Origin of the sequence: Pseudoalteromonas sp. 1CM17D, from assembly GCF_023161805.1 — a bacterium.
GTDB classification, from domain to species: domain Bacteria; phylum Pseudomonadota; class Gammaproteobacteria; order Enterobacterales; family Alteromonadaceae; genus Pseudoalteromonas; species Pseudoalteromonas atlantica.
Map to the genome: position 1 here is coordinate 228,850 of NZ_JALNTP010000002.1, position 12,772 is coordinate 241,621.

The window sequence follows — 12,772 nt, forward strand, 5'->3', positions numbered from 1 at the left end:
GAGTAATATATTATGGCCTTACCAAAAGTAGTTAAATTAACCGTTGTAGCAACTATACTTGCCGTTGTTGCAGGCAGTATTATTTATCTTAATAAACCGGAGTCGCAAAGTGCAACTCAAACAACTGACGATGCCTACGTGCAAGCCGACTTTACCTTTGTGGCGCCTCAGGTATCTGGCACGGTAGATCAAGTACTCATTAAAGATAACCAGCGAGTACAAAAAGGCGATTTAATTGCCACCATAGATAATCGCGATTTTGTAGTGGCCCTAGATTCTGCTAAAGCCCAAGCTAATAGTGCTAAAGCAAGTGTAGCTAGCTTGCAAGCTAAGCTAACTTATCAAGATTCGCTGGTACAACAAGCGCAAGCTGCGGTAGAGGCCGATACTGCATCACTTAAATTAGCGCAGTTAAATTTAAAGCGTTATACCAACTTAGCAACCGATGGCTCAGGCACTGTGCAAGCACGAGAAGAAGCACAAGCAAAGCTGGCTATTCAAAAAGCAAACTTGCATAAAAACCAAGCAGGCCTTGCAGCAGCAAAGCAGCAGATTGAAATTTTACGTGCCGATATCGAAAAAGCCAAAGCCGTGCTTGTACAAGCTAAAGCTCGTGTAGTAGATGCCGAGCTTAAGTTATCGTATACCCAAATTACTGCGCCTATTGATGGCATAGTTGGCCAAAAATCGGTGCGTGTAGGGGCGTATGTAAACCCAGGCAGCCCGCTATTGGTTGTTGTACCGCTTGATAAAGTGTTTGTTAGTGCAAACTACCGTGAAACTCAGCTAGCTAATGTAAAAGTAGGCCAAGAAGTTGAAATAAAAGTGGATGCACTACCAGGGCAAATTTTACGCGGCCACGTTGATAGCCTAAGCCCTGCCAGTGGCGTGAGCTACTCAGCCATTGGTGCTCATAACGCCACGGGAAACTTCACCAAAATTGTGCAGCGCTTACCGGTTAAAATTAGTTTAGATGCAAACCAGCCAGCGCTTAAGCAGTTACGAGTAGGTATGTCGGTGGTGCCAAGTATTTCAATAACGCAGTAGCACATTGCGTTAATTACAGGGCCAGTAACCATGTTGCTGGCCCTTAAAATTAGTTACTCCTTCCTTTTGCATACAAAGCCAAGATATTTTTGAGTTAGATAGCACACTTTTATACCGACTCCTGTTACAATTGCCACTATTAAAAAATTAGCTATATGGCGTTAATTGTTGTCAATTTATTCACACTAAATTGCTCAAAGCCCAGTTAATAACGATCAACTTAACGGGTTGCCTTGCATACACTCAATGTTATGCATGTAACTTGGCATCAAACTAAAAGAACTTATTAATGGCAGACCAGAATATTATCAACGAAATTAGCAAGCGAAGGACTTTTGCAATCATATCGCACCCGGATGCTGGTAAAACCACCATCACCGAAAAAGTACTTTTGTTCGGACAAGCGATTCAAAAAGCCGGTACTGTAAAAGGTCGTGGCTCTAATCAGCATGCAAAGTCTGACTGGATGGAAATGGAAAAAGAGCGTGGTATATCGGTTACTACCTCTGTAATGCAGTTTCCGTATAACAATGCGCTGGTTAATTTACTTGATACCCCTGGACACGAAGACTTCTCAGAAGATACTTACCGTACATTGACCGCGGTAGATTCGTGTTTAATGGTTATTGATGCCGCAAAAGGTGTAGAAGAACGTACCCGTAAGCTAATGGAAGTTACGCGCCTACGTACCACGCCTATTGTTACCTTTATGAATAAGTGTGACCGTGATATTCGTGACCCAATGGAACTACTTGATGAAGTAGAAACAGAGCTAAATATTGCCTGTGCGCCTATTACCTGGCCAATTGGTTGTGGTAAAGAGTTTAAAGGTGTTTATCACATTCATAACGACGAAGCTGTTTTATACAAAACAGGCCAAGGTCATACTATTCAAGAAGTTCGCACTGTAAAAGGCCTAGATAACCCTGAGCTTGATACCGCCATTGGTGAAGAACTCGCTGAGCAATTACGTGAAGAGCTAGAGCTGGTAATTGGTGCCTCAAATGAGTTTGATCTTGAATTGTTTTTAGCAGGTGAGCTTTCACCGGTGTACTTTGGTACAGCCCTTGGTAACTTTGGTGTAGACCATGTACTTGATGGTTTAACGCAATGGGCACCAACACCATTACCGCGCGAAACAGATGACCGCCAAGTAATCGCAACAGAAGAAAACTTTACCGGTTTTGTGTTTAAAATTCAGGCCAACATGGACCCTAAACACCGTGACCGCATTGCCTTTATGCGTATTGTGTCGGGCAAATACAGCCAAGGCATGAAAATGAACCACGTACGCCTTGGTAAGCAAATTAGTATTTCTGATGCGGTAACCTTTATGGCGGGCGATCGTGAGCGCGCAGCAGATGCATATGCGGGCGATATTATTGGTTTGCATAACCACGGTACCATTCAAATTGGTGATACCTTTACGCAAGGCGAAAAGCTTAAATTTAGCGGTATTCCTAACTTTGCGCCTGAGCTGTTTCGTCGTATTCGTTTGCGCGATCCGCTCAAACAAAAGCAATTATTAAAAGGCTTAGTACAACTTTCTGAAGAAGGTGCTGTACAGGTATTTAGACCGCTTACTAACAACGATTTAATTGTAGGCGCGGTAGGTGTACTACAGTTTGACGTAGTTGTAGCGCGCTTAAAAGCTGAGTACAACGTAGATGCAATTTACGAAGGCGTAAATGTAAATACGGCACGTTGGGTAAGCAGCGACGATGTTAAAAAGTTTGAAGAGTTTAAACGTAAGTGTGAAAGCAACTTAGCACTCGATGGTGGCGATAACTTAACTTACATAGCACCGAGCCGTGTAAACCTTAACTTATCGGTAGAGCGTTACCCAGAGGTAACCTTTAACCATACGCGCGAAAACTAGAATCGACTGACTAAAGTTAACTGAAAGCCTGCTATGGCGGGCTTACAAAGGTAAATAATATAATGAACATTCGTACTATTTTAGTAGAAAAAGCCATTGCCGCCATGACCGCAGCAGGCCTACCAGAAGACACAAACCCAGCTGTTACACAAAGCACACGCCCACAGTTTGGTGATTACCAAATTAATGGTGCAATGGGCGCCGCTAAAAAAATGAAAAGCAACCCACGTGAGCTTGCGCAAAAAATTATTGATAACCTAGATGTAACCGACATCGCTGAAAAAACAGAAATTGCCGGCCCGGGTTTTATTAATATTCATTTAAAGCCTGAGTTTTTAGCCAACAGTGTAAAAGCAGCTAACAGCGATGCAAAACTGGCTGTAAACGAGCACGCAAATCCGCAAACTGTCGTGGTAGATTACTCATCACCTAACCTTGCAAAAGAAATGCACGTAGGCCATTTGCGTTCAACCATTATTGGTGATGCCATTGTACGTGCGCTTGAATTTAGAGGCGACAAAGTCATTCGTCAAAACCACATGGGCGATTGGGGCACACAGTTTGGTATGCTAATTGCGCATTTAGAAGATCAAATTAGTCAAGGCGTAGACTTAGAGTCGGTAGCGCTTGCTGATTTAGAAACGTTTTACCGCGATGCTAAAAAGCGCTTTGACGATGAAGAAGGCTTTGCCGATAAAGCCCGTGACTATGTAGTTAAACTACAAGGCGGCGACGCGCACTGTGAAAAGCTATGGAAGCTATTTATAGCGACCTCTGTTAAGCACTCTGAAGAAGTTTACAAACGTCTAAACGTAACGCTTACCCAAGACGATATTATGGCTGAAAGTGCTTACAACAGTGAGCTTAACGATATTATTAGCCTATTAAAAGATAAAAACATAGCGGTAGAGTCGCAAGGCGCACAAGTGGTCTTTTTAGATGAACTTGCTAATAAAGATGGTGAGCCATCGGCGTTTATTGTGCAAAAATCTGGCGGCGGCTTTTTATATGCAACCACCGATTTAGCCGCGTGTAACTACCGCTCAAATACCTTAGGCGCTGAGCGTATTTTAATATTTGTTGATGCACGCCAAAGCCTTCACTTTAATCAAGTGGAGCTTACCGCACGTAAAGCAGGCCTTTTACGCGATGAAACGAGCTACGAGTTTTGCCCGTTTGGCACCATGATGGGCGCCGATGGTAAACCATTTAAAACCCGTACAGGTGGTACAGTAAAACTTGCTGATTTACTTGAAGAATCAATTAGTCGTGCAGCAACAAAGCTTGCTGAGCGTGAATCTGATTTATCAGATCATGATCGCAGCGAAATTGCGCGTAAAGTAGGTATTGGCGCTGTTAAATACGCTGATCTTTCTAAGCATCGTACCAGCGATTACATATTCAACTGGGACACCATGTTAAGCTTTGAAGGCGCAACAGCACCTTACTTACAATATGCTTACACCCGTGTGCGCAGTATTTTCCGTAAATCAGGTGTCGACGCCGCTACGCTAAATGCAGATGTAGCCATAGCCGAGCCGCAAGAAAAAGCACTCGCGCTTAAACTGTTACAGCTTGAAGAAGTCCTTGATTTAATGATCTCTGAGGCTACTCCGCACGTACTATGTAGCTACTTATACGAGCTAGCTAGCCTATACATGACATTCTACGAAGCCTGCCCAGTACTAAAAGAAGGCGTAGAGCCAAACGTACGTGACAGCCGTTTAGTGTTATGTAATTTAGTGGCAGATACACTAAAAACAGGATTGGATTTGTTAGGCATTGAAGTCATGGAGCAAATGTAATCACCGTCGTATTTTAACCTAATACTGCGTTATCCACCCCAACTTACCCTAATCACATACAAATCGTATGCTCATAGGGATAAGTAGGAGGTGGATGCCTTGTCTTAGGCTAAACTACATAGGTGAACCTTCTGCTTCGTGTAGTTCGCTTTGACTGCGTTGTCGTGCTTTTTTAGCCTAAGTCATATACTAATTGTATGCTCCTTGGCATAAAAATGCACTTCGCCTTGTCAGCACTCCTGCACTTGCAGATATATAGGTTTGCACCGTAGGTTGGGTTGAGTGAAACGAAACCCAACATTAACCAAGCACTAACCCAAAATATAAAATTGTTCTTATTACTGATTACTATTGATTGCCTGACCTTAACTTACCCACATACGCTTTAATAAACAGAGAAGGATTTGTTTATGAAACTCGAAGACATCCGCCGTGAATACCTGCAAGACGCGCTAAGCGAAGATAATTTGCAAGATGATCCATTCAAACAATTTGAAACGTGGCTTGAGCATGCTGTGGGCAGTAATATCCCAGACCCAACGGCCATGGTTGTGGCAACGGTTGATGAAACCGGGCAACCTTCACAGCGTATTGTATTGCTAAAACATTTAGATGATAACGGGTTTGTATTTTTTACTAATACCGGCTCACGTAAAGCGCAAGAGCTAAAAGGCAATAACAAAATATCGCTGCATTTTCCGTGGCATCATATGGAGCGCCAAGTGATTGTATACGGTGAGGCAAGACCATTACCGACGGCTGCAGTCGCTAAGTATTTTTTATCGCGCCCTAAAGAAAGTCAATTAGCAGCATGGGCCTCAGCGCAAAGCAGGCCAGTCTCATCGCGCAAAGTGCTTATGGAAACCTTTGCCAATATGAAGAGTAAATTTGCTAATGGTGAAATTCCATTGCCTGATTTTTGGGGCGGTTACTGCGTAGTCCCTTCTAAAATTGAGTTTTGGCAAGGTGGCGCACACCGTTTACATGACCGCTTTATATATCAGCGCCAAACTGATAATAGCTGGCAAATAACACGTTTAAACCCTTAACCGGTTTGCGCTGTGAAGTTTATAGACTCCCACTGCCACCTCGATTTTACTGAGTTTGACGCAAACCGCGGATCACTCATAAAAGAGTGTATGGCTAAAGGTGTTGAGCGCTTTGTTGTGCCAGGAATTAGCTTGGCGCAATCTAAGCAACTAATTGAATTTAAAGCTAAATACCCACAATTACATATTGCCGCAGGGCTTCACCCTTACTTTTTAGATGAGCATAAAGATGCTCACTTAGCACAGTTATTCGATTTTGCAAAAGCCAATAAAAAGCAGCTGGTGGCAATAGGGGAGTGCGGGCTTGATAGAAGTATTGATGACCTTGAAAAACAAACCAGCCTATTTGAGCAACATATTACCCTTGCTAACGAGCTCAAGCTGCCGCTTATTGTGCATCACAGGCAAAGCCATGATTTAATTGCGCATGCGTTTAAGCGCTGCAAGCCAAAATATGGCGGGGTGATACATGCATACTCAGGCTCCATGCAACAAGCACAGTATTATATTAAACAGGGCTTTAAATTAGGTGTAGGTGGCGTTATTACTTATGAACGAGCAGCTAAAACCCGTGATGTAATTGCTCAAATAGAACCGCAGCATTTAGTGCTTGAGACGGACGCACCCTCAATGCCATTAAGTGGCCATCAGGGAGAAATTAACACCCCTGCGCATATTCCTACTGTATTTGAAGTTTTATGCAGCTTAAAGCCAAATAGTAATAAAGCCGAACTTGCTCAGCAGCTTTACGATTCTTGCTCTGAGGTTTTTTGCATATAGCGATTTACCTGCCAACGTTTTAGGCCTCGCCCTAGCTGCCATGTAAAAATACAGGCTATTACTAGCATTAATAAAACTTGCCTGCCTAAATCATGAAAATGATTGTGGCTGTCAGATATTGCCGCGCGGGTTAAATAAGTAATAGATACAAAGCCTAAAGGCTTATCTATGTCGCTTACAACAGGCTCAACAAATGGGGTTTTTAGTTTACTAATCCCTGGGGTAGACTCTGGCAATTGGCCAAATATGTGGTGCGATTGCCAGTGATCGCTGCTGGCTATAAGTACGCCTTGCTGATCGTAAATTGTGGCTGAAAGTACAAACTCGTCTTTGCTTATATCATTACACAAAGCTCTAAGCTGTGGCTTATTTTTAGCAAGCAATGGCTCTTTAGCATTAAGTGCCATAAATGAGGTTAAGCTTTTGGCAGTATTATCGGCACTATTATAAAGTAGTTGGTGGCTTTCAAAGCTACTGTTAACACCTACAAAACTCAGTAATACAAAACAGCCCGCAGCCAATAACAAGCGAACGATTCGCTTTCTTTGTGATGCAGACAAAGGGCTTTTTATATGGTTATTTTTCATAGTCACCGTATATGCTACTGACAGCATTTTGATTTGATGTTACAACTACGCTAACTATAACCTTAAATCTACCCCGATGGCGAATTTAGAGTTATGAATACCCTAATTGATACGCCAAATTAGAAAAATAAATAACAAACACGGAGAACCCATGTCGCAAATGAACATGGCACAGCCAGCTGCTGAGCAAGCATTACATTCTTTAACGCTAAACACATGGTTTGATTACAAAGAAGGGAGTTTTACTCCTGCTCAAACAATACCAGATAAAACCGTTGGGTTATTTAGTATTGCGTTTGCGGGCGATTTTGAACTAAAGCATGTAACGAGTATTATCGACTTTCTAAAAACGCACGCGCTTAAAGTAACCGCTGTATGTCAATATCAGCCCGACTTAGGGTTAGCCCCAGCTCTGTGTTTTTATAGCCCAGAGGCAGAGCAAAAAATTAACCCGCTTGCGCTAAGAGAGTTTGCAAACACGCTTGATTTTCAGCTAGTGCAAGTTACAACGCCACCCAACCTATATGAGCCAGGGCTGCTGGTTATGGATATGGACTCTACCGCCATCACCATAGAGTGTATTGATGAAATTGCACGTTTAGCAGATGTATATGACGATGTGGCTTCGGTGACCGCGCTTGCAATGGCGGGCAAACTAGATTTTAGCGAAAGTTTAAATCAGCGTGTAGCAAAGTTAGCCGGCATAGAGCAAAGCTTAATTGAAGACTTAAAAAACACCTTACCATTAATGCCAGGTATTAAAGCGTTATGCCAAATTTTAAAGCAGCATAATTGGTATCTTGCTATAGCATCAGGTGGGTTTGTACCCTTTGCCGAGCGTGTGCAGCAGCTGATTAATTTAGATGAAGTACACGCTAATGTGCTTGAATTTGCAAACAATAAACTCACAGGAAAAGTCTCTGGTGCCATTGTTGATGCGCAGCAAAAAGCGGTTGTTTTAGAAACACTGCAGCAAAAGCTGGGCTTAGCAAATACGCAAACGGTAGCCATTGGCGATGGTGCAAACGATTTGCTCATGATGGAAAAAGCAGGGTTAGGTGTTGCCGTACATGGTAAACCAAAAGTGGTGGAGCAAGCTCAAGCGGCTATATGTCAGGGCTCGTTACTGCAATTGTTGTATATGTTGGCTATTCCCTTAAAGAAGTAACCTGAGAATAACCACCAAAATAAGTTATACCAATCGGGTTAAGTTATTTAGATATTTATAGCGACAGATAAATAGCGTGATAACAAGGCATAAATTTCGACATGTAGTTGTTCTATTTGAGAAGTTTATAACGCCGCTAACGCTTTATTTAGCACGCTATAAACTTTTAAGTCGATTGGTATTAAGCCGCTTAGCGCAAGCGGTTTAACCATAACAGCTTTCTGCGGCCCATTTGAGCGACCTGCTTTTGATCTAACTCTAAATGGCTAAGCGCTTCGTCGGTTATATCTACAATATCACCCACCCCAGATACTGCCCACAGCGCTTCTTCTATGTCTTTTGCTTTGTGCATTGCATATTGGCTTACATATTTAAGTTCGTTTGATAGGTAATCTGTATCTGGGCGACCCGTTCGCGATAAGTACAAGCGCATAACAAATACCAGCTCAGATTTAACACCTGCGCTAATTTGCTCACTAAAGCTTGAATAGTTTTCGCCTAGTATGCATTGGCTCGTCACAGCCTTTTCAATGTTATCTTGTTTAGGGTCAAAATTAATTGCGAGTGTAAACGGCAAAGGCGGGTCTTGTCGGCTACGATCTTTAATGCTTGGGGTGATCACATCAATAATTTGTTGCTGCGTTAAAATATGGCTTAGGTCAGTTTTATTATTTAATAAGCCAAAATTTTGTAAAATCACGTGAATTGGGCTGGCATATAAACCAAAACCTATAGCTCCTGGAATAAAGTGGCTTGCTTCTTTATGTAAATAAAGCGGGAATTGGCACACACTTTTGGTCACCATATTTCTCAGTGCGGTAGAAAGGCCTTCTATTTTAGGGGCTTCTTCAGACACTTTTAATTTATCTTTATTACTTTGAATTAATTGGGTAAAAAAGTTAACCCCTGCATGTGGTAAGTCAGCAACTCTGTTGGCTTTCAAATTAATGGTTGTTAGCGACTTACTAATTGCCATCACTTCGTATTTAAGCTCACTTAAATTGTGCTTTTTAGTTATTTTTTGTAAATCGGGGAAAGACAGTAAAACAATATCGCCTTTTTTAAAGCTAACCGGCGAGGCTGACTCTAATTGCAAGCCCATAACCGAAAAATCCCGAGTATGAGCCTGATACTGCTTATCCTCAAACGAAAGCTCGGCAGGTGTTTTATATAAGTATCGTTTGTGAGAGCGTAAGTTTACATACTCTAGCGGCACAATATCTAAATAAGGAGGCTTATTATGCTTAGCGTGGCCAAAATGTTTAAGCTGGTTAACTAACGCCTTATCGTAGGGCTGCTTCTTATAATGCGCTTGTTCTTCACTGTTGCCAATGGCGGTTAAAACCGCAATGTATTTTACATCTTTTATAAGGCCTGCCACTCTTGGAGAAGGTGGCTTATTAAGCTTTTCTATGTTTTTACCCGCCGAGTTAGGCAACGATAATGGAATAAACGAATCATCTGGGTGGCTTGGCATAACTTGTAACTTAAAGCATTGCCAGCTGTCTTTTTGGCTACCAAACCCTAAAAATAGGTTTCTTAATTTAGGGTTGTTATTAAGCTCTGTTCGCGTGGCTGAATAGTAATAGATTTTTCCTGCAGAAACATGAGTAAACGTATATAAGTAATCTTCTTTTACTGCGTTTACTTGGGTAAGCATTTGGCTAATACGTTGATTATTTAAAATGCTATATAAGCAGGGCACTTTTCGTTCATCAGTAAAATAGCGCTGAATAAAAATATTATTTTCAGTGGTTAGGCTTAAACTAGGAACAATTTGTTCGCCTTTTTTACTTAAAAATACGTATAAAGAGGTAACGCGCGGAATATAATATTGCTCATAACCCTTTGAAACCAAAGCATCTAGGGTGTTATCTAAGTTCACTTTATAGCGGCGTTTATTACCGTTTATAAAGCTATCTAAAAAATTATCGAATGCTTCATTTTTTTCTATAAAAGTACGCTTTAAACGAATGTGGTTATATTCACGAGATATGTTTTCAACTGCAACTACTTCATATTGAATGCCATTTTTAAGGCCTAGCTCAAAATCTTGCTCAAGCCCTACTAGCCGCATGGCAATTAGCTGCCCTTTTTTTATAATTTGGCGGGTAGGAAGTTTAATTTTACACCCACTCAAAGAGATATCTGAGGTACTAGCGGCAATGTTTTTCTTATCGTTGTACTCAATTTTAACTTTAATCGAGTAGTTCATTCGCTCCTCAGAGCGGCTTTCATAAGAGGCAAATTTTATTACGCTAGTAGTCAGAGTGTCGTTTTCAACTTGTGTATCACTTTGCTCTTGTGCTTGTTTTTGTAGTACGCGATGGTTGTTTTCGGTATTCATTACCGCTTCGTATACCGCTAAAGTATAGCCGCCGTGTTGTTTTAAGGCTGCCTCAAATACTTCTATGGCGGTGTCATCCATAAAGTGTTGTTTACCATTGTGCTCATACGGGCGAACTTGGCCTGTTACTAAGCCTCGCAGGTCAACAAAACGGGCAACTGGCTGAGATAGGCGCGACATTTCCATTTTCATTAAAAACTGCTCAGGCTTTGTTAAACCTGCCGTTTTAGATTTGAAAATTAGGTCGAACTTTGCGTTACCTAAATAGGTTTTTAGCTCATTTACGAGGTCTTCGTGTTTGAGCAGTATGTCTTCAGCCATTTATAAATCGTCACCGTCTAATTGAAAAGTAGGTATACTGTAAAGTCCATTTATTTGAAAAATTCAATAAACGTAACATCGTGCTATGTTATTAATATAGGTACGATTTTTCGTGTAAGTACAGTTTAACTCTTGTTATTATGTGTTAAATGCCAATTTGTTGGCAAGTTACTTTAAAGTATTTAAAAGCAATAAGTATGCCCTAACTTAAAGTAAAAGAGAAAATTACATGTGTTTGTTTCTAATATAGATCCTAGAGTGGCTTTAGCAATGTAGCGCTGCTATGTCGTTCTCCCCATGATAAAATAAACAACTAAATGTATGCATTTTAAATTAAAGAATAGTAGGTAAGGTTATAAATGGCTAAGGCGGCAAAAGTAGAATTTGTTTGTACAGAGTGTGGTATGAACTACCAACGTTGGCAAGGTCAGTGTCGCTGTGGTGCGTGGAACACGTTGGCAGAATTTAAACCCTCTGCAGGGCAAAGTAAAAAAGCCGCTGCGCGAGCAACCGTTGGTGGTTATGCAGGTGGCATTGGTGGCGGCTCTAAAAAAATTGATGATGTAGCCACTACCGAGGCCGAAAAGCAGCTAACAGAAATAGGCGAGCTTGACCGTGTACTAAGCGGCGGCGTAACCACGGGCTCAGTTAATATTATATCGGGCGACCCAGGGGCGGGTAAAACAACGCTGTTATCTGATTTAGTAGCCAGAATGTCGCAGCGTATGCCATCACTTTACTGTACTGCTGAGGAGTCGTTGTCGCAGTTTAAAAACCGTGTAAACCGCTTAAAGCTTAACTATAACGCCGATGAGCTTTATTTACTTTCTGAAACTAGCGTAGAAACCATTATTGAAGAACTTGATAAAAATAAAATTAAGTTTGCTGTTATCGACTCTATTCAGGCGGTTGTAACCGACACTGCAAATGGCAGCCCTGGTTCGCCTTCGCAAGTAAAAAGTGCCGCGCAAGCGCTCACTCAGTATTGTAAGCAAAACGATGTCACTATGTTTATTATTGCCCATGTTAATAAAAACAACGAAATTGCAGGGCCGCAAACATTAGTGCATATAGTGGATGCCTTATTGCATATTGACACGAATGATGGGCAGGTACGTACGCTTAGAGCTAACAAAAACCGTTTTGGTGATATTGATACCGTAGGTATTTTTAAAATGTGCGAACGCGGCATGTTGAGTGTTGATAACCCCAGCGAGATTTTTTTATCGGGATCAAGTACTGAATCACCAGGCTCTACTATTACGTGTATCCGAAAAGGTAACCGTAATTTATTGCTCGAAATTCAATGTTTAACCACCGAAACCGAAGCCGAATTTCCGCAGCGTGTGTGCGTGGGTTTAAACATGAACCGAATAAAAATGCTCACTGGTATTTTACGCAAACACACCAAAACTAAAATATTTCACGATACGTTTTTTAATATTGTGGGCGGCTTACGAATCGATGAAACCGAAACCTGTATTGATTTAGCGTTAGTAACCGCGCTTTTAAGCAGCTTAAACGAGTTTGTTGTACCGCGTACAACCTGCATTATGGGAGAGCTTAGTTTAAACGGCGATGTGCGCCCAATCGACAGCGGTGTACCACGGGTTAAAGAAGCGGCACAGCATGGGTTTACTGAAATATTTATTCCGTTTCGTAATTACCATAAATCGATGGAAGGACTAGGGGCTAAAATTACGCCAGTAAAAACCGTGCACGAGTTACTGAGTTTAATTAATTAACGCTTACAGCGGCTGCTGTGCAATGTTACTCTTGAGCAAACACA

At 41.6% G+C, this 12,772-nt stretch carries 9 protein-coding genes; 7 read left to right on the plus strand and 2 right to left on the minus strand.

What is annotated here, in order from left to right; genetic code table 11:
- Window positions 1-12 precede the first annotated feature (12 nt).
- The 5 genes from MSC25_RS04740 (at window position 13) to MSC25_RS04760 (ending at window position 6,560) form a co-directional block, all read left to right on the plus strand.
- Entirely contained in the window at window positions 13-1,047 is a 1,035-nt protein-coding gene (locus tag MSC25_RS04740) for an HlyD family secretion protein (protein ID WP_064385284.1), read from the plus strand.
- Between the two features lie 289 nt (window positions 1,048-1,336).
- The gene (gene prfC, locus MSC25_RS04745) at window positions 1,337-2,926 is read left to right on the plus strand and encodes a peptide chain release factor 3 (protein WP_004586154.1); all 1,590 of its coding nucleotides are present in this window, start codon (window positions 1,337-1,339) and stop codon (window positions 2,924-2,926) included.
- Window positions 2,927-2,988: 62 nt separating this feature from the next.
- Window positions 2,989-4,731, plus strand: coding sequence for an arginine--tRNA ligase (gene argS / locus MSC25_RS04750; protein WP_248442783.1), 1,743 nt, complete (start codon window positions 2,989-2,991; stop codon window positions 4,729-4,731).
- Between the two features lie 410 nt (window positions 4,732-5,141).
- Window positions 5,142-5,780, plus strand: a complete 639-nt coding sequence (gene pdxH / locus MSC25_RS04755) for a pyridoxamine 5'-phosphate oxidase (RefSeq protein ID WP_248442784.1) — start codon at window positions 5,142-5,144, stop codon at window positions 5,778-5,780.
- Window positions 5,781-5,792: 12 nt separating this feature from the next.
- The gene (locus MSC25_RS04760) at window positions 5,793-6,560 is read left to right on the plus strand and encodes a TatD family hydrolase (RefSeq protein ID WP_248442785.1); all 768 of its coding nucleotides are present in this window, start codon (window positions 5,793-5,795) and stop codon (window positions 6,558-6,560) included.
- On the opposite strand, the gene MSC25_RS04765 is transcribed toward MSC25_RS04760, so the two are convergent.
- A complete protein-coding gene (locus MSC25_RS04765; RefSeq protein ID WP_004586158.1) occupies window positions 6,527-7,147 on the minus strand; it encodes an AhpA/YtjB family protein in 621 nt (206 codons plus the stop codon). The genes MSC25_RS04760 and MSC25_RS04765 overlap by 34 nt on opposite strands.
- 151 nt (window positions 7,148-7,298) lie before the next feature.
- On the opposite strand from MSC25_RS04765, the gene serB reads away from it, so the two are divergent.
- On the plus strand, window positions 7,299-8,315 hold the full coding sequence (serB, locus tag MSC25_RS04770) for a phosphoserine phosphatase SerB (RefSeq protein ID WP_096739181.1): 1,017 nt from the start codon (window positions 7,299-7,301) through the stop codon (window positions 8,313-8,315).
- 190 nt (window positions 8,316-8,505) lie between these two features.
- On the opposite strand, the gene MSC25_RS04775 is transcribed toward serB, so the two are convergent.
- Entirely contained in the window at window positions 8,506-10,983 is a 2,478-nt protein-coding gene (locus MSC25_RS04775) for a PilZ domain-containing protein (RefSeq protein WP_248442786.1), read from the minus strand.
- 359 nt (window positions 10,984-11,342) lie between these two features.
- On the opposite strand from MSC25_RS04775, the gene radA reads away from it, so the two are divergent.
- Window positions 11,343-12,728 (plus strand): DNA repair protein RadA, encoded by a 1,386-nt coding sequence (radA, locus tag MSC25_RS04780; protein WP_004586161.1) that lies wholly within the window; start codon window positions 11,343-11,345, stop codon window positions 12,726-12,728.
- Window positions 12,729-12,772 lie beyond the last annotated feature (44 nt).

Bases quoted from the DNA above. Each gene is read 5' to 3' on its own strand.
- MSC25_RS04740 (WP_064385284.1), top strand. From the start codon at position 13: ATGGCCTTACCAAAAGTAGTTAAATTAACCGTTGTAGCAACTATACTT.
- prfC (WP_004586154.1), top strand. From the start codon at position 1,337: ATGGCAGACCAGAATATTATCAACGAAATTAGCAAGCGAAGGACTTTT.
- argS (WP_248442783.1), top strand. From the start codon at position 2,989: ATGAACATTCGTACTATTTTAGTAGAAAAAGCCATTGCCGCCATGACC.
- pdxH (WP_248442784.1), top strand. From the start codon at position 5,142: ATGAAACTCGAAGACATCCGCCGTGAATACCTGCAAGACGCGCTAAGC.
- MSC25_RS04765 (WP_004586158.1), bottom strand. From the start codon at position 7,147: ATGAAAAATAACCATATAAAAAGCCCTTTGTCTGCATCACAAAGAAAG.
- serB (WP_096739181.1), top strand. From the start codon at position 7,299: ATGTCGCAAATGAACATGGCACAGCCAGCTGCTGAGCAAGCATTACAT.
- MSC25_RS04775 (WP_248442786.1), bottom strand. From the start codon at position 10,983: ATGGCTGAAGACATACTGCTCAAACACGAAGACCTCGTAAATGAGCTA.
- radA (WP_004586161.1), top strand. From the start codon at position 11,343: ATGGCTAAGGCGGCAAAAGTAGAATTTGTTTGTACAGAGTGTGGTATG.